The following is a 20,683-nucleotide window of genomic DNA, read 5'->3' on the forward strand; positions in this document are numbered from 1 at the left end:
GGATTAATTGTATCCTGGATTTTGCGGGAAGTTTTCAGCTCCCATATTAATAACTTCGGCCTCTGGAATGGGCCATCTTATAAAATGCGGATTGGCAGGAAGATTGTTCCTTCCGGCAACGGAAGCCGCTATTTCTGGATCGCCAGCATAGTTAGTGACCTGTGAAATAAGGATTCCTAGACGCTTGAGAAAATACCAGCGATCTCCTTCGAACGCCAGTTCTCTTGCCTGCTCATCGATAATGTCTTTAATGGTTAAGGTGCCTGTAAATGCAGTGTTTCCGGCACGTTGCCATGTTTTGTTGTAATATTCTTTTGCCAAGCTTTGATCGCCTTTCATCAAGGCTGCCTCCGCGCCCATGATATAGGTTTCAGCCAGACGGTAGAGAATATAGTCCTTGTAGCTTCTTGTTTCAAACGGGGTACGGGTCCAGATATCGCCATGCTTGGTACATCCGGGATAAACGTTACGGTTTTTGTTTCCATTCTTGTAGAGCGGAAAATAGGCGCCTGGTGCTACCTGTGTTGATCCGTAAGCTATGGTATTGCTGGTGGTATTTCTATACCGATGGATGTAAAATTGGGTGAAACGGTTGTCCTTGGTTTGATCATAAAGCGAGAAGAGATAGGGGCTAGGCAGTACTCGTCCATAGGTATATCCCCAGTTTTCGTAGCTACATGCAAATTCGGCTGTTCCACCAATTTCTGTACGGTACAATCCAATGAAATAGGCTGCAAAGTAGTTGCCTCGCGGTGTTTCATTGGATAAATTTCCTCCAGGGTTTTTGCTCCATTGCTGTACCATCAAGGCTTCATCGTGATTGAGATCGGCCGCATTGAAAATACTGTCTAGTGCTATAAGCTGATAACCGCCAGATTGTGTGATGCTTTCGACTTGTTCAAGTACAGTGTCCCAATCTTTTTGCCACAGTGCAGCTTTTGCTTTGATGTGACGGGCAGCAGCGCGGTTGAAACGCCCCGGTTCTATCGATTTCCAGTCCAGATGGGTAATGGCAAAGTCAAGGTCGTCGTGTATCAAGGCAAAAACCTCTGCATTGTTTGCTACGTGATAATCTTTCGGCGAGTCTACGTTTTCCCAAGTGGTAGGACTGGTATTTAACCAGAGCCTGTCATAGGTCCGATAGAGTTGAAAATAGGCCTGTGCACGAAAACACCGTGCTTCAGAAAGGATCGTATTTAACCGGTCCGTTTGCTCCAAATTTTCACCTGCTGCAATGATCTCATTGGCTTTCCCAATGATTTGATACATGGTACGCCACATATGGGCTACCTGCGAGGAGGAGGAGCGTAGGTTGTTTGGATCGTAGATACCAAAGAAGTTTCCGGTTCCACCATTGCTTACGGCGAGATCCGTGCCACGTTCATGTGCGAAAATAGTCGCATTCTCAGTATCGTTGGCGTAATTTCGCAATAACGCATACAGAGCGTTTACAGCAAGGTGTAGTCCCTCTTCGGTACTATAAATGTAGGCTGCGGAATACTTTGTCTGGTTTTCTTCGTCAAGCCAGTTCGTACATGATCCGGCGAGGATTCCAACGCTAATGATGCTATATATGATAAATCTTTTCATGATATTCTAATTAAAAGGAAAAGTTCAGTCCGAAAAGCATGGTCTTGGGTTCGGGATACTGTCCTGGATTTTGTTCTGGGCCATAAGCCATCACCTCGGTCGAGGTCCATACGTTTGTCATGGTTCCAAATACCCTAAGATTATCCAACTTGATCTTTTCAAGGTATTTCTTCGGAATATTATAGGAAAGACCCAAGTTTCTCAACCTGATGTAGGTCGCTTTTTGATAGGCAGCAGCCGAAAGAAACGCCGGTGTCTGGTTCATATTGGGGGCAGGAGCTTCCTGGGATGGATTATGTATTGTCCAATAATTGCGACGGATTCCGTTGCGCTTGCCGGTAAGATCTCCTCCGCTTTCAAAGCTGGTTAAGTAGGGGTTGTATAGATAACCGCCACGAACGTAATACAGATCTGCCGTAAGATTGAAGCCTTTGTATTCAAATCCGGTGATCAGCGATCCGATCCATTTCGGATCGCGATTGATTATAATCCGATCGTCAACAGAGATGACATTGTCTGCATTATTGTCTTTTACGCGGACAGCCCCCGGCTTGGCATCTTTCATCGCTGAATTGGCGATATCATCGTCGAGTTGCCAGATGCCGTCAAATTCGTAATCGTAATACACGTTCATCGAATTGCCAATAAACCAACGGTTGTTGATGTCATCAGTCTGTGTGCCATCTGCATTGGTCTGTCCGTCGATTTTCTTGATCTTATTCCGATTGAGCGTAAAGTTGATGCCCAGATTCCATTTGAAATCCGTCGTTTCTATCGGGATGGTATTTAAAGCGATTTCTACGCCACGATTCTGAACATGCCCTAGGTTGACCAGCTGACTGGTATATCCCAATGTGGATGAGAGGGATCGTTCTACAAGTAGATCGGTGGTCTGCGTATCATAAAACTCGAGGGTACCATTGATGCGCCCTCGCAGAAATCCGTAATCTAACCCGAGATTGACTGAAGTAGAGGTTTCCCATTTTAGGTTGGGATTCTGTAACTGGGCATTGGGCAGGTAGCCAATCTGCGTTACATTCCCAAATTCCGTCAGGTATTTATCCGCTAGTCCCAATGTGGTGTAGGGGCTGATGCCCTGGTTTCCGACCTGGCCATAGCTGAGTCTTAATTTCAAATCAGACACTGTGCTGACGTCTTTTAAAAACGTTTCGTCTTTTATCCGCCAGGCAAACGCGGCAGACGGGAAGTAACCGTATTTGTTATTTGCCCCAAAAACAGACGAACCGTCGATACGCATAGCTAGCGATAGGATGTACCGGCTGTCGTAATTGTACCGTACGCGTCCCATGTAGGAGAGTAGTCTCCTGTCGGAAAGCTCGTACACAGGGATGCCATGTGTGCTGGCAGAGGCGATGGCTTGATAGGAGAGGTCATCATTGGCAAAGCCGAACCCTGTATTGGCAAGGCGTTTCCATTGAATGACATTGATACTTTGCATCGCGGTGACATCGATATGATGCTTGTCGATATCCTTGTTGTAGTTCAGGATGTTTTCGACTAGGTAATCGTTGTATGTGCTTTCGGATACTTCGGCTTCTCCTTGATTGTTACGCCCAGTGCTGTGCAGGATTCCACGGTATACATTATCTTGTACTTTACGGTTATTCAGACTTCCATTAACCCGAAATGATAGGGATTTGCTGATATTCCAGTCGGCAAATAGGTTAAGGTTAAACCGATCGGTGACGCTAATGTTCTCGGAGTGATCAATGTTCCAAAGTGGGTTGAAATGTGACTCGCCGGCTTCGGTTACATCTTGTCTGAGGCTACCATCGGTATTATAAATCTGCGCCAAAGGAGGCATGGTGATATAGGAGTTGAAACTACCATCTGCTATGTTGCGGAAGGATTTGGTGTAGGCGATGTTTGAACCCAATGTTACCTTGTCGAACAGTTTTTGATCTACATTTAACCTGCCGGTAAACCGGGTGAAATCAGAGCCCGGCACCATACCATCTTGAAACAGATGCCCGACACTGAGGGCGTATTTTGTCTTATCACTACCCGACTGTATCAGCACGTCATTCTTGTTCTGTACGGCGGAATTTAGCATCACTTCTTCCCAGTTGACGTAGTCTTTGGATTGGTACACTTGTCCCATTAGTCCTCTAAATACTTCATCTTCGTCGTAGTATCCATTGGCATTGTAGAAAGCTTCTTTACGGTAGGCTGCCCACTGCTCGCCATCGTAAAATTCGAAATTGCGATCTAGCGACTGATTACCGACATAGGAGTTGACATTGATCTTTGTCGTGTTGCTCAAACCTCTTTTAGTTGTCACCAAAATAACGCCATTCGCTGCACGAGCTCCATAAATAGACTGAGATGAGGCGTCTTTCAAGATTTCTACAGATTCAATCTCGTTGGGGTTGATGTCGTCGATACTGGCCGTAGGGATGCCATCTACAATATATAGTGGATCGTTTCCTGCCGATAATGATCTGCGGCCACGAATCAATATGCTTGAACTCCCGCCAGGCGATGCGTTAGCGGTCGTGACCTGAATGCCAGGTGCAGCACCTCGTAGCATTTCATTTAGACTGGTGGACGGAACTTTATTGAGTTGCGTGCCGCTTACGGAAGAAACCGCCCCGGTCATATCCTTTCGTTTTTGTACACCATAGCCTACGACAACGACTTCGTTGAGATCCATATAGGTTTTGCTCAATTTTACGGTGTAATCTTCTTGATCGTCGAGCGCAACTTCCTTTGATTCGTAACCTAATGTGCGAAAGGATAGGGACGTAGCGGACCCAGTCACCGGCAATGAAAAATTGCCTTGGCTATCGGTTGAGACCTGAACCTCTCCTAAGTTGGTCGATACGGTCACATTCGGCAAAGCCTGTGCATTTTCGTCGACAACTTGTCCACGTATAACGCGTTCCTGAGATTTTATATTTTCCGTTCTACTTTTCCTTTTGATAATTACCGTATTATCTTTGAGGGTGTAGGAGACATCTAGATCTTGCAGCACCCGGTTGAGCACGCTTTGGATGCTGGCATTGGTAAAGGTAGCCGTGATCGTCCTTTTTTCATTGAGATCTTTCGTGGAGTACATAAATTTGAGACCCACCGTTTCATTGAGTTCACGAAAGACTTCTTTGATGGATGTCTGTTTAAACGTAGCAGTAATAGTGTTCTGTTGTCCGAAGCAGATTCCGCCGGTGGTTAACCATAACAGAAAAAATAGGGTGGAACAAAAGATTCTTATACTACTACAGCTTAAATGGTTATTAATTATCAGTAGTAATTTATACATTTGAATATTGATTAGTTTATAGCAATCTGAACAATCGCGCCTAAACTCTTTAGGCAACGAATTAGGGGTGTTTGCAGCATCCCTAATTTTTGGTTTATCGCTGGCTTTCTTTTACATATATTTTTCCTCCTTCTTTTACCGTGTTTATATTATTGGTCATTTCGATTATTTGTAAGGCATCTTGAATATTTTTATATCGTGTGATTATACCGGTAATAGGAATTTGTGCGATGGATTTGTCCACATGAATTTCTACACTATACCATTGTGAAAGCTCTTCCATGACGGAGGCTAATGTTTGATCTTCGAAATAGAATAGGTTCTTTCTCCACGCATTTACTTTGTTGGAGTCTTCTGCGCGGACGACTAAGATATTCGAACTACTTCCATTAAGTACGGCTTTTTGATCTGGTTTGAGCAGGGTGCTTGTTTTATATAGATTATGTGTAAGCTTTACCTTTCCTTCTACGAGATGGATGCTTTCTTCATCGCCGTTGCTACTGTTGATGCTAAACTGCGTACCCAGTACGTCGATACGCTGCAAAGACGTATGAACCGTGAATGGTATAGCTTGGCCATTTATTTGCTGTTTTGTTACGTCGAAATACACCTCGCCCTTGGCGGCTATTTCCCGCTTCGTTACACCAAACTGAGATGATATCTCTACCTCTGCTCCTGAATTAAGCCAGATCTGGGTACCATCTTCTAATAAAAATGTAAAAACGTTTTTAGTCGGATTTTTAACCACTTTTAGAAGTTTGCTTTCATTCTCCTCTGCACGTGCAGCAAATACCAATACTTTCTGGTCGTCAATAATTTTGTAGGAAGTGCCTTCTGGCGGTTCTTCGCCCAAGGCATAAACACTGTCACTACCGACTAAAAGAATTGGAGTTTCTTCATGAGAACTTTCCTGTCCGTATTGCGGCTGTTCGGCTTGTTCCTGACGAAGATTAAAAAGAAGTATTGATGCTGCGCCAATCAAGACAACCGCTGCTGCGACCTTGACTGCTGCCCAAGGGAATGAAATGACTTTGGGGTTGGTGTTTATTATTTTGTCGATGTTGGATTTGATCTCCTTTGATATGGATTCCATATCGTTCTCTTGGACATTTTCTTCGGTGCCAACAGAATCGTAGAACGTGTCAACAAATTTCTCCTGCTCTGTAGAAGCTTTTCCGGAGGTATATAAACGAAAAATCTTAAATAATCTGTCTTTTATCTTATGACGTTTCTTGTGCATGGAAGAAATGTTTATAATGGTTGCTTTCTTCTATGTCGTAAAAACAGGGGCTAACTCCCAAAAAAAAGTATAAAAAGTATAAAAAGAATTTTCTGAAATATGTTTTTTAGTATGGATATCGAGTTAAGTGTTTGGTTTTGAACTGTTTTTGGAGATATGTTCAATAGGTCACTAATTTCTTTGGTACTAAGTTCCTGTTCAAATTTTAGTTTAAAAATTTCTCTCCGCTTTTGGGGTAAGCGGTCGGCTAGTGTACTGATAATTTCTCTTAGTTCGTTATCGAGCAACTTGCTATCGGCATATTCACTATCTTCCAGGATATCTACAAACTCTTCGATTTCCTTTAGGTGGAAATCTTTCTTCCGAAATTGGTCAATTACTTTAAATTTGACTGCTCGGCTTAGATAGTGCTCTATATGATCAATATTGCTGCTTTCTCTTTTGGTCCACAAGTCTATAAAGATATCTTGGATGATATCTTTTGCCAGGTCTTCGTTATTCAGTTTGTTAACGGCTTGCTTGTATAACGATTTCCATGTTCTACCATACAGCTCATCAAATGCCTTTCTGTCTGATTGTTTTATAGCAAGCATCAGGTGGGGAAACGAAAGTATGGTATAATTGATGGCCATATTTTGGAAACTTCGGTGTATAATGAGTATCGACAATATTAGAAAATCTAAACTGTAATTCAAAATAAATCATAAAAACCGATGGTCATCTTTCATTACCACCCCGGACTGAGTTCTGCCCATTGAGCGGAATCGAGTGATACGAATTTATACACTTCACGATAGGTAATATTAAAATGTCGATCGTGAAGTTTGCCTTTATCGTTAATAGTCTGGCTTACAATTTCCAGTCGGTTGCTATACAGTAGGCCATCGCTATATGCAAGTAGGTTGGCTGGTGTACGTAACAAAGATGACGAAAGAAATACGAACTCTTTTAGGTGCAAACGGTATAGCGTTTGTAACACACTGGCTTCATCTCCTTATCATTTTTTTGATCAGTATAATCTGACCTAAATGATAATAACTGTGTTCGATCATGGCTTCAATGTTTCTTAAATAGGTGTTATATTTTTCTTCGACAAAGATCTGACGTAATTGCTCTTCGGAGGTATTTTCTACTAGGTGTGCAAAATCTTCCGAATCTCGCCAAAACGTGTTCAGGAATTGCTCCCATTGTTCCTGAGATGCAATAGGCGGGAAATCAAAACTGAACTGATCGCTGATGGCCAATGGCCCTCCTGACACTACATCCTTCACGCCACTAATATAATAATGGACATGTTGTGCTAGCAAAGAAATCGTATTTAAGGAATCCACTTTCGTGGTCGCTACTTGCCAGTCCAGCGATGTTAGTTCTTTTTTGTAATTGGTATTTGCAATCCAGGTCCCATCTAAAATGACTTCCCGAAACCTATTTGCTATGGTAATGCTATAGTTCATGATCTTGCATATTAATTGTTTTATCGCTGCTGATTGATCAGTGCTGGTAGCGATTGTATCTGTTATTGCAAAACACGTGCAGAGGGTATTTGTTTGTCTACGCCTGAGACATGAGGTATACATGCGCTGGCAGCATTCGGATAACCCGTCCGTCTTTTTCAAATGTGTCTTGTTGATTTAAGGTAATAATGTACCCTTCTTTTAAATCGAGATATAGCATGGCCTCCAAAAGTCCGTTATACTCCCGGTCAAAATTCTCATCGTTTATAGAAAGACACACTTGTATGGCTTCCTTTACTTCGTTTTTTTCCATAGCGATAAAATCGCATTCACCCCGATCTTTGTAATAAAAGATATGTTTATAGTGCTGGCGAAGATGCAAAAAAATGAGATTTTCTAACCGCCTCCCGGTATTATCACTGGTTGATACTGCATTTTCGGTATAGAGTCTCATGTCCATGACATATACCTTCTTCGGATTGCGGGCCTGAACTTTTAAAGAATGGTTGAACAACGGAATAAAGTCAAGCAGGTAGGCATCTTTCAAAAAGGAAAAATACTCTAAAAATGTAGCGGGCGACTTAATATCGAACATGCCTACTAATTTGCTGGCGGATACCAGATTTCCGATATTGGTAATTAAAAAAGCCGTTAACTGCCTAAGCGAGTTGATATCACGGACAGAATGTCTTACGGCAATGTCCTTCATCAATATGTCGTCAACCAATGTATTTAGGATTAGCGGGATGCCTGTTTTGATGTATTCAGCTATTCCTCCAGATTTGAGATACGCCATCACGGCATCTTCTCCGCTATCTAATGTCGTATCATATAAAGTGCTTTCATAACAAATTTAATAAATCTTTCAGATGAAACAAAAGATATCTTTCAAAAGAAATGAAAGAAGTTGTCAGGCGGCAGAGATATTTTTATTTTTTTAAAAAGATACTTGACTTTTTGAAATTGGATATTTTAATTTGTAATCAAATTTTAAACTTAGCAAGGGGTACATTTACCGAGCATTTTTTTGTGACTATTATTCTATAAAATATAAATTTTAGTTATTGGATTATGTTAACACCATTACAATCAACACACGCACAGCGTTTTACTTTTTTCGCGCTTTTTTTAGCGCTGTTCTTTGGTCACAGCTACCAAGCCCATGCACAGCAGTCGGCAACACAGAACAACGCCAAATCTGCTTTTGAAACACAATTAATCAACATCGAAGCGGCCGCGAGCGAACCTTTTCGGTATAATGCGACCTTACGAAATGGCGCGGGAGAGGCTGTCCTGTATGACTTGGATGCCCAGTTGCCTGCAGGCTGGCAGATCAGCTACCGCGTGCAGGGAAGTTTTGTGAAATCGATCCGCATAGAAGCCGGACAAATGCAGGACATCAGCATAGAGGTTAACGCGACGCATACAGCCAAACCTAATAAATATAATATACCAGTCAAGGCGGTGTCTAAGAGGGATACGCTAACGCTGAATTTGGAAGCGGTGGTGAAGGGCTCTTACAGTATCGAGATGACAACGCCGACAGGCCGTTTGAGTGATGAAGTGGTCGCTGGAAGTAGTAAAGAAATACAGGTTGTCTTAAAGAATACCGGTACGCTGCCGCTCAATGATGTAGAGCTTACCTCACAACTCCCGACCAAATGGGAAGCTACCTTCGAGCCTGTGAACATCAAACAGCTCGAACCCGGAAAAACCGTAGATGTAAAGATCAACCTTAAAGTGCCCGAAAAAACGATTGCAGGCGACTATGTCGCTAAATTTACGGCCAAAAATCCAAACGGATCAGCTGAAATTTCATTCCGCGCTGCGGTAACGACCTCCATGCTGTCGGGCTGGATAGGTGTACTCATTATTTTAATTGCGATTGGTTTGGTCTATTATCTCATCCGGAAATACGGCCGTAGATAGGAGGTTAAATGATGAATGATTCGATAATACAATTATCCGGTCTGACAAAACGGTACGGGTCGTTGACGGCGGTCGATAACCTGAATCTATCGATAGCGAAGGGCGAAATATTTGGTCTATTGGGGCCAAATGGTGCAGGAAAGACGACGAGTATCCTGATGATGCTTGGCCTGACCGAACCTAACGAAGGTACAGCCTACGTATGCGGACACAATGCAACCCGAAACCCGATAGCTGTTAAAAAAAAGGTTGGTTACTTACCCGATAGTGTGGGCTTCTATGATAACATGACCGCGCTCGAAAACTTACGTTTCATTGCCCGCCTTAACGGATTATCTGAAGCGGAGGCGCAAACGAGATCTACGGAGATGTTGCGAACCGTGGGGCTGGCGCATGCTGCACACAAAAAGACGGCAACCTATTCGCGCGGGATGAAACAACGGCTTGGCCTTGCTGATGTGTTGATCAAACAGCCCGACGTAATCATTTTGGATGAACCTACTCTGGGTATTGATCCGAGCGGCGTAAACGAATTTCTGTTGCTGATCAAACAACTTAGTAGGGAGCAAGGACTCACCGTGCTGCTTTCGTCGCACCATCTGCATCAGGTGCAGCGTGTATGCGACCGAGTGGGTATATTCGTGGGAGGGAAGCTGTTGGTAGAGGGTAATATCCAGACACTTGCCAAAGACTTACTGAAAAAAGAAGGGTATACAACTACGGTGGTGTTGCAGACCGTAGAGGAGATCTCCCTGCAGCAGATCAAAGCTGATTTGGAAAAGCTGCAGGGTTTCCAAACCTTGTCTGTTAACGACAACGTATTGGAACTGGAGACGACAGCCGATATAACGCCCGAGATCGTGCGCACAATGGTAAAGCATGGAGCGGATATCATCGGTGTGCAACGGAAAGAATATAGCTTAGACGATATCTACGAGAAATATTTCGAAGACCATTAAAAACCACATTATACACATATGAACAATTTAACAGCTTCTTTCAAAGGTCTTTTTTCAAAAACCACAGGAATAGCCTCTGATCCGCTATCGATATTGATCAATAAAGAGGTTGGTGCACATATCCGCAGCTGGCGTTTTATCGTGTTGATCTTGCTCGTGGTATTAACTTTTTTAGCATCGACCTATGTATCGTCTGCCAACTTGCGCAGTGCAATTAATAATGCACAGGATCCGGATCAGGCTTTTTTGTATCTCAAGTTATTGACCAATACAGACAATTCGGTACCTGCATTTCACGTGTTCCTGAATTTTTTAGCGCCGTTGCTTGGTATTGCGCTAGGTTTTGATGCCATTAACTCCGAACGTAACGGTGGCACGCTTACCCGTTTGATGGCACAACCGATCTATCGCGACAATCTCTTGATCGCGAAATTTCTGGGACCTTTAATTATCGTGGGTACGTTATTGAGTGCACTTATTTTGTTTTTAATTGGTGGTGGACTCATCGCAACGGGTGTGCGGATGGAACCGCAGGAGCTACTGCGGATCGTTGGATTCGTTATTCTGAGCGTGATCTATATCGGTTTCTGGCTGAGTCTTTCTATCTTACTCTCTATCCGGTTTAAACAGGCTGCCACGTCTGCACTTACGGCCATAGGTATTTGGTTGTTTTTCACGGTGTTTTTTCCGATTGTGATTAACCTGCTTGTACATGCGCTGCTACCTAATCCCAACTATCTGTCGGAAGCGCAATTGATTAAATACAACGAATTGATTTTGAATTTGCTGCGCCTTTCACCGGGGCAGCTCTATACCGATGCAACCACTACGCTGTTGATTCCCTCCGTACGTAGTCTGGGCCCGGTGTCGATGGAACAGATGATTGGCGCAATACCATCGCCACTCGGCGTGAAAGACAGCCTCCTGATCGTATGGCCGCAGCTAAGCGGACTGATTGCGGCAACGGTGGTATGCTTTGCCCTTTCATATTATATATTTATGCGGAAAGAGATTCGGAGCTAACTAACATAGGTTTGATAGCTTGTGCTATTAATTAAGGAAGTGTAAAAATAGAGCTTCGTGAAAACGGAAAATAGTACAATCATTTCGATTGATACTATTTTATCCATATATAGATCTAAAATGTTGAAATACGACGGTTTTTTACAATTATTGGGGATTGCACTATGATTTTATCGTTACAATCCCTATTTTAGTTGATAGTATTTTGACTAATATGAACCACAACGCAATCAAAGAAGTGACGCCATTACGGGAAACAGAATGTTTTACCGTATTCCATAGAGAGAAAGATAAGTTCGATTTTCCCTATCATTACCATGAAGAATTTGAATTAAACATGATCTTGCATGCGAAGGGTGCACAACGCGTTGTGGGAGATAAGATGGAAGAAATTGGTGATTTGGAGTTGGTACTTACTGGTCCCAACCTCCCGCACGGCTGGTTCAACCATCGCTGCACTTCAACGAAAATAGTCGAAGTCACGATACAATGGAATAAAGACCTTTTTAGTGAACATTTTCTAAATAAAAATCAGCTGAACTTTATCAAACGAATGTTTGAACTGAGCCGCTTCGGTATCCAGTTTTCGAAGGAAACGGTCGAAAAAATTGCACCGGAAATCCTCACGCTTCATAAAACGATAGGTTTCGACTCTGTTATTAAACTCATGCTGATTTTACGGGAACTATCGGTTAGCAAAGATGCAAAGACGCTGGTTGAAGGCGATATGCTGCTGGACAAAAGCCTGAATTTTCGGAGCAGGAGGCTGGATGCGGCTTTCGAATTTATGAACAAAAATTTTGGCTCTTTGATCACGCTTAAAGAAGTTGCTGATCAGGTGAATATGTCTGAAGTTTCGTTTTCCCGGTTTATAAAGAAAAGAACAGGAAAAACCTTTATCGACAACCTGAATGAAATAAGACTCGGACATGCAACCCGCATGTTGATCGAAACAAGCAATACGATAGCCGAAATATGCTATTTATGTGGCTTTAATAATATATCCAATTTTAACAGGGCCTTTAAACGAAAGAAGAATTGTACCCCTTCTGAATACCGTATAAACTTTAGTGGTAGCCGTATTTTCATATAAACAGTTAAAATAATATATATCTTTTTTAGTGTTATATGATTTTCAAATAGCCTTTTGGCTATTTTAAGTATAATATTTGGTTAAAATAGTATTGCTTCGATTGCCTTGCTTTGAGATATCTTTGTCTAAAGCTTATGGCTAACCAATTCGAATAATCTGGATCGGCAATCGAAACAGATTAAAAGTTGCCTAAATAAGCGATGTATAAATCTAAATGTTAATTATAATGAGAAGAAGTTTATTAAGAACCTGCGCTATTTTTTGTAGTGTACTTTTCGCGGTCCAGTTCACGATGGCACAAAGCCGTTCGGTGTCTGGTATCGTAAGGGACAGCGAGGGAAGGCCACTCTCTGGTGTTACGGTGAAATCAGGTAGATATACCGTTACCACGAATGAAGCGGGGAGCTATCAGGTAACCGTCGCCGATAATGAGAATGTGTTGTCTTTTAGTTCTGTTGGGTTGCAATCACAGCAGATTTCCCTCAACAATAGATCTACCATCGACGCTGTTCTCCTAAGCACCATGGTGGATCTGGACGATGTTGTCGTAGTGGGATATGGAGGGGTTAAAAAGAGTGACTTAACCGGAGCTGTTGCCACGTTAAAAGGAAGCGACCTAAATAAAACACCTGCTTCGTCGGTAGATCAGCTGTTGCAGGGTAAGATTCCGGGGGTGCAGGTATCTATATCCAGTGGACAGCCCGGTGCCGGTGCAACGGTGCGTATCCGCGGGAATAGCTCGTTAAGTGGATCGAATGCACCTCTTGTGGTGGTGGATGGTTTTCCTTGGGGAGATGCGGGCGATCTGAAGCAAATCAATCCAGAGGATATTGAATCCATTGAAGTGCTAAAGGATGCTTCATCGGCAGCGATTTATGGATCCAGAGGAGCGAATGGTGTGATTATGGTGACAACCAAAAAAGCGCGTGCAGGTACGCCGCGGATATCGTTAAACACGCTGAACACCATTTCTACGCTGTCCGTGAAGCCTGATCTTTGGCGAGATGGTATTGAAGAGGCTGTGTATGCGAATGAGGCTGCGCTTAACGGTGGCACACCGCTGAGCCAGTTGCCGTATCTTGGTGAAGTGAGAAGCGGAGTGTATTTTCCGTCCATCGCCGAATTACGCGGCCTTGATCCCACCAAACCGCAATGGAAGACAAATACCGACTGGGCAGATCTGGTATACCGCAATCCATTTTCGCAAAACTATACGCTGGGAGTAGATGGTGGTTCTGACAATACAAAATATTCGATGTCGGGTAATTACTATAAAGAAGAGGGACTCGCCATTAAAAATGCATACGATAAATACACGGGAAGGCTTAACCTGGACCAAAAATTAACGAACGCAATCTCTGCCGGGACAAATATCATATTAACTTATACCAATAATACAGGACAAAACCTCAGTGCTGGCCGCTCACGGATTTTTCCGGTGTATGATGAAAATGGAAATTACTTCCGTACATCTGCCATGGATTTTGGTAACCCCATTGCGATTGCAAACGAGGTACTTAACAAGTCGAAAACGATCGACGTATTGGGTACGATATTCGTCAGCGCAAAACTCACCGACTGGTTACAATTTAGAACGCAGCTAAGTACTAAATATGGGAATTCGATCGGCGATGTGTACGAGCCGGCAAATGTCACATTCCGCGGATACGAAAATACAGGTTATGGTGCGATCAACAACTATAGTAACAATGAGTTGGTCAATGAAAACTACCTGACGATCGATAAGACATTCGACGATATCCATCGCTTGAACGTCGTGGGTGGTTTTTCCCTCCAAAATTCGCGGACACGCACGAGCAATCTCATGGGGATGAACTTCGTGAACGACAACTTGCAGAACGAAAATCTAAATAGCGCCAAGACTAAGGTGCTCAGCAATGGTCTATCTGCGTCTACTTTACACTCCTGGTTTGGTAGGGCTAATTATGCCTTGCTGGATAAGTATTTGTTTACGGTTACGGGGCGTGCGGATGGTTCTACCAAATTTGGCGAAAATAATAAATGGGCGTTCTTCCCCTCAGCTGCCGTAGCCTGGAAATTAAACGAGGAATCTTTTATCAAAGACTTGAACGCATTTTCCGAACTGAAATTACGTGCCAGCTACGGTCTGACGGGTAATCAAGGTATTTCACCTTATCAAACCTTGGATAGATTTGGTTCTGAACGCTACTATGTTGGCGCGCAAAACGGTTTTATGACAGGCTTTGGCCCGGGATTGGCCGGAGCCAACAATGAACAGGGGCTAACCATTGTCGGCGGCTTAGGAAACAAAAGCCTAAAATGGGAGACAACTACTTCGTACGATCTGGGATTAGACATCGGCTTTATGAACCAGCGCTTTACGTTAACCCTAGATTATTACGATAAGCATACGAAAGATTTATTACGCACACGTACCATCTCGCCTTCATCAGGTTTTGACCAACAATGGGTTAATGATGGAGAGATCAGTAACCGTGGCTTCGAGTTGGGCTTCAACGCGGGTATTATCCAACGGGAAGAATTAAGCTGGTCTGTAGGAGGTAACTTCGCCTTGAATAGAAACAAGGTGGTAGCCATGGGCGAAAGCGACCGCGTTGTGACGGGATCGTTGATCGAAATGGTGCGTCAGAATGTAAACCACTTTATCATCGGACAGCCGATGTATACGTTTTACGGGTATCGCTCCGACGGTATTATCCAATCGCTCGAAGAGGGGATAGAAGCTGGGCTTACAGGAGCGGAAGCTATCCCGGGGGAGATTAAGTACATCGATATAGCCGGTGCGGACGGTAGTCCTGATGGTACGATCGATCCGACATACGATCGTGTCGTTATAGGCGATCCGACCCCGAATTTTATCTACAGTTTTAATACTTCGGTTTCTTATAAACGCTTTGATTTAAACGCACAGTTTTATGGCGTATATGGTAATGATGTGTTCGATTTGCAGAAGATGACGCCTAGTCGGCAGGTGCAACGCTGGACCCCGGACAATCCGAGCAATCTCTATCCACGCGCGAATAATACACGGGGGTATAAAGCGTCTGATTTCTTTGTGGAAGATGGATCGTTTTTACGCCTTCAGAATGTAACACTGGGTTATAGCTTTAGACCGGGAATGATTAAAGGGATCAGTAATATCAGGTTGTATGCATCGGGAAATAATTTGTTGACGATTACCAAATTCAATAAGGGATTTGATCCGGAGGTGGGTTTGGACGGGATAAATTGGGGTAACTACCCCCGTCCTCGCGCTTACTCTTTTGGTGTATCAGTAGGATTTTAATCTAAATTTCAAAAAGACATGAAGATGAATAAGATTATTGCAGGCATTTGCCTAGCGGGAATAGCAAGTAGCACTTTTCTGTCGTGCTCGAAATTGACAGAAGAACCCTATGGTATCGTGAATTCTAATTCGTTTTATAAAACCGCAGAGGATGCCTTATCGGGCCTGGTCTATGCGTATGCAATATTGCCCGAAGTGGGATACTATTCGCGGGGTTACTACCTCATTACGGAGTTGCCGACGGAAAACCTAACAGCAAAATCGGATGCGGGACAGGCGAATTTTGAACTGGAGCAGTTGCGGACGACGTCGACGAATTCTGATTTGGATAACCTTTGGACTTATATGTATCGGGGCATTGCAAGGGCCAATGCGGTCATTACAAATGTGCCTAACGTACCGAATATGCCGGATGCAGACCGCAATCAAATTGTAGGGGAAGGGTATTTCCTACGTGCGCTGCACAATTTTAATCTGGTTCGTTTATTTGGCGAGGTACCCCTTCGTTTGGAGCCGCTGGTCGAGGCGGGGCAGATACCTGTGGCGAAGTCTAGCATATCCGATCTGTATGATGTGATTATCGCCGATTTGAAACAAGGCGAAGAATTGATGTCTGCGGCGAAGAATTTTGAAGGGCGTGCAAACCGCGTGGCGGCACAGGCCTTACTATCAAAAGTGTATTTGCACTTGGCCACTGCTAAGGCTTCGGGCTCGGTTGGCTATGATTTCGTAACCAATAGCGACGAAATGTATGATGAGGCAAGGAATTATGCGGGTAAAGTCATTAACGATCAGCAGATGTTTAATTTTACGGATGTACTTCCGGATATCTGGAATACGGAAGTGTATAAAAATGCGGCGGTTTCGGAGCATATTTTCGATGCAGCGGTAGATCGTTCCGGTGAACGGGAAGGTAACTACTCCAAATTGCCCAATATGTTTTTGCCGGATCCGGGCTTCGTCATGACAATCCAGTATAATCCCAGTGATCCGAATACGGAATCGATTAATATTGGCCGTGGATGGAACCACTTCCAGATGGAGGCCCATCATTATAACAGTTATAATGCGAGCGATAAACGAAAAACAGACTTGATTGTGTCCGAAGTGGTGAACCCCGACGGCAACGTTATTCCGTTGGGAATAAACGATTTTTCGCGCCCCTTTACCCGAAAGTTTATAGATCCTTTACGGGATGCGGATAAGATGAGTACAAACTCGCCTGTAATCCGTTATTCGGATATCTTACTGGTATATGCCGAAGCTGCTGGGCCGACAACGGAAGCCTATGCTGCCGTCAATAGAATCCGCAACCGCGCGGGATTGGGCCCCTTGACGCCGGGTCTTTCGCCGACTGCTTTTAGAGAGGCTGTTGTCGAAGAGCGCGCACTCGAATTGGCTTTTGAAGGAAATAGGTTATTCGACCTTCGCCGAACCAATAGTATGGAGAAAGTGCTGGTGGAGAAGTATGGAAAAAGCATTACATCGGGCGCTTATTTCTTTCCTATCCCACAACGTGAAATTGACTCAAATCCTTTAATACAACCTTAACTATGTTAACCATGAAATCGAAAATACTGAAAATAAAAGTAACGCTAGCCGTGCTGGTAGTGCTCGGGTTTTTTATAGGGTGCCAAAAAGATCCTTACGACGGTGTTAAAAGTAACGAAAAGTCTATTGAGAACTTTACGATGGGCGAGGGCTTTACCCAGATCGGCGCTGCGGTGGTAGACCGTACTGCTGGAAAGGTGAAGGTAAAGGTGTTGATGGAAGAGCATACAGATTTTTCGAAGGTGAGTCCGATTATCCAGCAATCATACCGGGCTTCGGTCTCACCGAATTCGGGAGAGCAGGTTGATTTTTTGGCAAATGACTATAAGTTTAAATACCAGGTAACGGCCGAGACGGGGGAACTGAGGGAATGGGAGGTAGAGGTGGAGCCGTTTGAAGAAACCATTACAGGAACATACGACATCACAGATTTAGTGGTATATGGCGGAACGGGGCCTGAGTATGGAGGCGGCGCGATACTCTCATTAACGAGCAAGCCTTGGATTTGGCCGGCTACGGATGGTCCGCAAGTGGAGCTGGATAATAAGTTGACCTTTACCCTGACCGGTGTGACACCTACTGGTAGAACGACAGGGGATTTTGTGAATGATGCCGGAGCCGATGGTCTCTATGCAGATTTTACCTACATCCTTGACCCGCGTACCGATGTGAATCATTTTTATCGCAAGCTGCCGAAAGGTGAAGGTAGGTGGGAGCGGGATTATACGACGGATGTACTTACCTTGATTTTTACAGATGGAACGCGTGTAAATTGCTCTTTTTTAGGGGCTACGACAGAAGATTTGGGTAACGGTTTCAGCAAGACGATACAGAATAATGCTTTCGCCTTTGCATTGAGCGGTACGGATGATTGGTCGGCCATTTACTCGGATTATGATAAATTTGTTAAGAAGCCGAGAAGATATTGGATTGAAGTAGAAAAACAGAACTAAATAACGGGTTATGAACAAGAATACGATTTTAAGTTTTGCCTTTCTTTTGATGGTTACCGTAGGATGCGGGAAATCGAAAGACGATATCATCGATGATGACAAGGACAAGGATGAGCCAGTGTCATTGAGCTTATACGATAAATCTGCTACGGCGGAGACGAAAGCACTTTATTCGCAGCTCTGGCGAATACAGAGCAAAGGATTTATGTTTGGGCACCATGACGCGCTAATCTATGGCCGTGAATGGATGAACGAACCTGGTCTGTCGGATGTCTACGAAATCGTGGAGGACTATCCGGCTGTATTCAGTGTCGATTTTGCCGAGGTGATGGACGACCGCAAGGCGACATCTACCCTGAATGCCGTACGGAAAAGGACCATTCTGGAAGCACGCAAGCGTGGTGAAGTAATTACGGCGGTATGCCACCTGAATAATCCCCTTACGGGAGGGGATTCTTGGGACAACTCATCCGACGATGTGGCAAAACAGATTCTACAGGAAGGAAGTGCCACAAACGTGAAATTTAAGCAGTGGCTGGATAACTTAGCGGAATTTGCCCTGTCGCTTAAAGACGAGCAGGGAAAACTGATCCCTATTATTTACCGGCCTTTTCACGAACACACACAACAATGGTCGTGGTGGGGAAGCAAGTGTACAACAAACGATGAATTTATTCAACTTTGGAAATTTACCTTGAACTATTTGAAAGAGGTGAAGGGCGTAAGCAACTTTATTTATGCGATTTCGCCACAACGGGATAACGTAGGCGGCCGGGAGGAACTCTTGTTTCGTTGGCCGGGAGATGGCTTCGTGGATTTTATTGGAATGGATTGTTATCACGGCGCCAACACACAGGCTTTCCAGTCTAATCTTAAAGCGTTGCAGGAGCTGTCGAAAGAAAAGCTTAAACCCTGTGGTGTAACGGAAGTAGGAATAGAAGGGATAAGAAATGGAGGTGCGCCGTATACCGAGTATTGGACAAAGGAAATACTAACACCGTTGATCGGTAAAAAGATAAGCATGGTAGTGCTGTGGCGGAATGCGTACGACCCATTAAAAGAGGGTTTTCACTTCTATGGTCCATGGAAAGGGCATAGTTCGGTGGAAGATTTTAAGGTACTATATCGGAGTTCGGTGAGTTTATTCTCCAAAGATTTGCCAAATATGTATGTAATGGCGGAAGAGGTCACGGTTAATTAACGCATTTTTAAACTAAAATATTTGCATGTTGAAAGGGAAACTGTATTATCAAGGACTGGTCGCAGCGGCTTTAATAACGCTATCGGCCTGCGAAGGCGAAAATAGATCGACCGCAAAACAACGTGATACGACGATGACGCAAACGGTCGACTCGGCTTCGGGTGTGATCGAGGCGGAGAAAAGTCGTATACTGAAATTCCTATCCGATATTAAATCGAAGTATGTGCTCGGTGGCATTCACAATCGGGAACCGAACAGTAAGCCCGCACAATGGACCGATGCGGTACATAAAACGGTAGGTGATTATCCTGCGTTGTGGAGTGGCGATTTCTTGTTTCAAAAGGAAAATATTGAACACCGCGAAACCATGATTAGTGAAGCGATTAAGCAGTTTAAAAGCGGTGCAATAATCAATATCATGTGGCACGCCTGTAATCCTGCAAATGGGCAGCCTTGTGCTTGGGATGATGGTAAAGGGGTATTGAGCACATTGACGGATAAACAATGGGAAGAGCTTTTTACCGAGGGAACAGCCATCCATACGCAATTCGTTACGATGATGGAGGAAGTAGCCGTCCATCTTCGGCGATTAAAAGACAATAAGGTGGTGGCTATGTTCAGGCCGTTTCACGAGATGAATCAAGGAAAGTTCTGGTGGGGTGGACGTCCAGGTGAAGAGGGTACCGCTAAGCTGTACCGTTGGGTGCATGATTACATGGTAAAAGAAAAGGGGCTCGACAATTTAATATGGGTATGGAATATTCAGGATTTTCCATCCTTGGACAAGGATGCTGATCTGTACAACCCAGGCGATAGGTATTGGGATATCGTCTCCCTTGATGTCTACGATGATGCTTCGGGATTTTCAAAAGAAAAATATGAGACCATAAAACGGGTCGCAAATGGCAAACCTATGGGAATAGGCGAATGTCAAAAATTACCTTCTGTAACTGTATTGCAGGAACAAAAAGATTGGATTTTCTTTATGGGCTGGTCTGAGCTTGTATTCGAGCACAATAGCATCGACACAATCAAAGAAGTATATGGTTCTGATCGGGTGCTGCTGTTGAAGGAAGTGAATGGTTTGTAGTGTAAATATCTGTAAGTAAGCATATTGGTAT

Annotated in this window: 16 protein-coding genes; 9 read left to right on the forward strand and 7 right to left on the reverse strand. The window is 43.8% G+C overall.

What is annotated here, in order from left to right; genetic code table 11:
• Window positions 1–3: 3 nt before the first annotated feature.
• The 7 genes from FAZ15_RS14960 to FAZ15_RS14990 form a co-directional block, all read right to left on the reverse strand.
• Window positions 4–1,590, reverse strand: a complete 1,587-nt coding sequence (locus tag FAZ15_RS14960) for a RagB/SusD family nutrient uptake outer membrane protein (RefSeq protein WP_136902137.1) — start codon at window positions 1,588–1,590, stop codon at window positions 4–6.
• Between the two features lie 10 nt (window positions 1,591–1,600).
• Window positions 1,601–4,870, reverse strand: coding sequence for a SusC/RagA family TonB-linked outer membrane protein (locus tag FAZ15_RS14965; RefSeq protein ID WP_136902138.1), 3,270 nt, complete (start codon window positions 4,868–4,870; stop codon window positions 1,601–1,603).
• A 94-nt stretch (window positions 4,871–4,964) separates the two neighbouring features.
• Window positions 4,965–6,110, reverse strand: coding sequence for a FecR family protein (locus tag FAZ15_RS14970; RefSeq protein WP_136902139.1), 1,146 nt, complete (start codon window positions 6,108–6,110; stop codon window positions 4,965–4,967).
• A gap of 50 nt (window positions 6,111–6,160) precedes the next feature.
• A complete protein-coding gene (locus FAZ15_RS14975) occupies window positions 6,161–6,742 on the reverse strand; it encodes an RNA polymerase sigma factor (protein ID WP_136902140.1) in 582 nt (193 codons plus the stop codon).
• Window positions 6,743–6,837: 95 nt separating this feature from the next.
• Complete coding sequence (locus FAZ15_RS14980; protein ID WP_238387270.1) at window positions 6,838–7,068, reverse strand: hypothetical protein; 231 nt, start codon at window positions 7,066–7,068, stop codon at window positions 6,838–6,840.
• 28 nt (window positions 7,069–7,096) lie between these two features.
• Window positions 7,097–7,564, reverse strand: a complete 468-nt coding sequence (locus tag FAZ15_RS14985; RefSeq protein ID WP_136902142.1) for a DinB family protein — start codon at window positions 7,562–7,564, stop codon at window positions 7,097–7,099.
• A 97-nt stretch (window positions 7,565–7,661) separates the two neighbouring features.
• Entirely contained in the window at window positions 7,662–8,360 is a 699-nt protein-coding gene (locus FAZ15_RS14990) for an ATP-binding protein (protein WP_136902143.1), read from the reverse strand.
• Window positions 8,361–8,635: 275 nt separating this feature from the next.
• Between FAZ15_RS14990 and FAZ15_RS14995 the strand changes: the two genes are divergently transcribed.
• The 9 genes from FAZ15_RS14995 to FAZ15_RS15035 all read left to right on the forward strand — a co-directional run bounded on the left by FAZ15_RS14995 (window position 8,636) and on the right by FAZ15_RS15035 (window position 20,652).
• A complete protein-coding gene (locus tag FAZ15_RS14995; RefSeq protein ID WP_136902144.1) occupies window positions 8,636–9,493 on the forward strand; it encodes a COG1470 family protein in 858 nt (285 codons plus the stop codon).
• Between the two features lie 8 nt (window positions 9,494–9,501).
• Window positions 9,502–10,452 (forward strand): ABC transporter ATP-binding protein, encoded by a 951-nt coding sequence (locus tag FAZ15_RS15000; RefSeq protein WP_238387271.1) that lies wholly within the window; start codon window positions 9,502–9,504, stop codon window positions 10,450–10,452.
• Between the two features lie 18 nt (window positions 10,453–10,470).
• The gene (locus FAZ15_RS15005; protein ID WP_136902145.1) at window positions 10,471–11,475 is read left to right on the forward strand and encodes an ABC transporter permease; all 1,005 of its coding nucleotides are present in this window, start codon (window positions 10,471–10,473) and stop codon (window positions 11,473–11,475) included.
• Window positions 11,476–11,689: 214 nt separating this feature from the next.
• Window positions 11,690–12,568 (forward strand): AraC family transcriptional regulator, encoded by an 879-nt coding sequence (locus FAZ15_RS15010; RefSeq protein WP_136902146.1) that lies wholly within the window; start codon window positions 11,690–11,692, stop codon window positions 12,566–12,568.
• 226 nt (window positions 12,569–12,794) lie between these two features.
• Window positions 12,795–15,857, forward strand: coding sequence for a SusC/RagA family TonB-linked outer membrane protein (locus tag FAZ15_RS15015; protein ID WP_162304969.1), 3,063 nt, complete (start codon window positions 12,795–12,797; stop codon window positions 15,855–15,857).
• 24 nt (window positions 15,858–15,881) lie between these two features.
• Window positions 15,882–17,408, forward strand: a complete 1,527-nt coding sequence (locus FAZ15_RS15020) for a RagB/SusD family nutrient uptake outer membrane protein (protein WP_162304970.1) — start codon at window positions 15,882–15,884, stop codon at window positions 17,406–17,408.
• 11 nt (window positions 17,409–17,419) lie between these two features.
• Entirely contained in the window at window positions 17,420–18,361 is a 942-nt protein-coding gene (locus FAZ15_RS15025; RefSeq protein ID WP_202912411.1) for a hypothetical protein, read from the forward strand.
• Between the two features lie 10 nt (window positions 18,362–18,371).
• Window positions 18,372–19,562, forward strand: coding sequence for a glycoside hydrolase family 26 protein (locus FAZ15_RS15030; RefSeq protein WP_202912412.1), 1,191 nt, complete (start codon window positions 18,372–18,374; stop codon window positions 19,560–19,562).
• Between the two features lie 25 nt (window positions 19,563–19,587).
• A complete protein-coding gene (locus tag FAZ15_RS15035) occupies window positions 19,588–20,652 on the forward strand; it encodes a glycoside hydrolase family 26 protein (protein ID WP_202912413.1) in 1,065 nt (354 codons plus the stop codon).
• The last annotated feature ends 31 nt before the right edge of the window (window positions 20,653–20,683 follow it).

This window comes from Sphingobacterium olei (assembly GCF_005048855.1).
Taxonomy (GTDB): domain Bacteria; phylum Bacteroidota; class Bacteroidia; order Sphingobacteriales; family Sphingobacteriaceae; genus Sphingobacterium; species Sphingobacterium olei.

Coding starts and splice junctions, on each gene's coding strand:
- FAZ15_RS14960 (WP_136902137.1), bottom strand. CDS start 1,590: ATGAAAAGATTTATCATATATAGCATCATTAGCGTTGGAATCCTCGCC.
- FAZ15_RS14965 (WP_136902138.1), bottom strand. CDS start 4,870: ATGTATAAATTACTACTGATAATTAATAACCATTTAAGCTGTAGTAGT.
- FAZ15_RS14970 (WP_136902139.1), bottom strand. CDS start 6,110: ATGCACAAGAAACGTCATAAGATAAAAGACAGATTATTTAAGATTTTT.
- FAZ15_RS14975 (WP_136902140.1), bottom strand. CDS start 6,742: ATGGCCATCAATTATACCATACTTTCGTTTCCCCACCTGATGCTTGCT.
- FAZ15_RS14985 (WP_136902142.1), bottom strand. CDS start 7,564: ATGAACTATAGCATTACCATAGCAAATAGGTTTCGGGAAGTCATTTTA.
- FAZ15_RS14990 (WP_136902143.1), bottom strand. CDS start 8,360: ATGGCGTATCTCAAATCTGGAGGAATAGCTGAATACATCAAAACAGGC.
- FAZ15_RS14995 (WP_136902144.1), top strand. CDS start 8,636: ATGTTAACACCATTACAATCAACACACGCACAGCGTTTTACTTTTTTC.
- FAZ15_RS15000 (WP_238387271.1), top strand. CDS start 9,502: ATGATGAATGATTCGATAATACAATTATCCGGTCTGACAAAACGGTAC.
- FAZ15_RS15005 (WP_136902145.1), top strand. CDS start 10,471: ATGAACAATTTAACAGCTTCTTTCAAAGGTCTTTTTTCAAAAACCACA.
- FAZ15_RS15010 (WP_136902146.1), top strand. CDS start 11,690: ATGAACCACAACGCAATCAAAGAAGTGACGCCATTACGGGAAACAGAA.
- FAZ15_RS15015 (WP_162304969.1), top strand. CDS start 12,795: ATGAGAAGAAGTTTATTAAGAACCTGCGCTATTTTTTGTAGTGTACTT.
- FAZ15_RS15020 (WP_162304970.1), top strand. CDS start 15,882: ATGAATAAGATTATTGCAGGCATTTGCCTAGCGGGAATAGCAAGTAGC.
- FAZ15_RS15025 (WP_202912411.1), top strand. CDS start 17,420: ATGAAATCGAAAATACTGAAAATAAAAGTAACGCTAGCCGTGCTGGTA.
- FAZ15_RS15030 (WP_202912412.1), top strand. CDS start 18,372: ATGAACAAGAATACGATTTTAAGTTTTGCCTTTCTTTTGATGGTTACC.
- FAZ15_RS15035 (WP_202912413.1), top strand. CDS start 19,588: ATGTTGAAAGGGAAACTGTATTATCAAGGACTGGTCGCAGCGGCTTTA.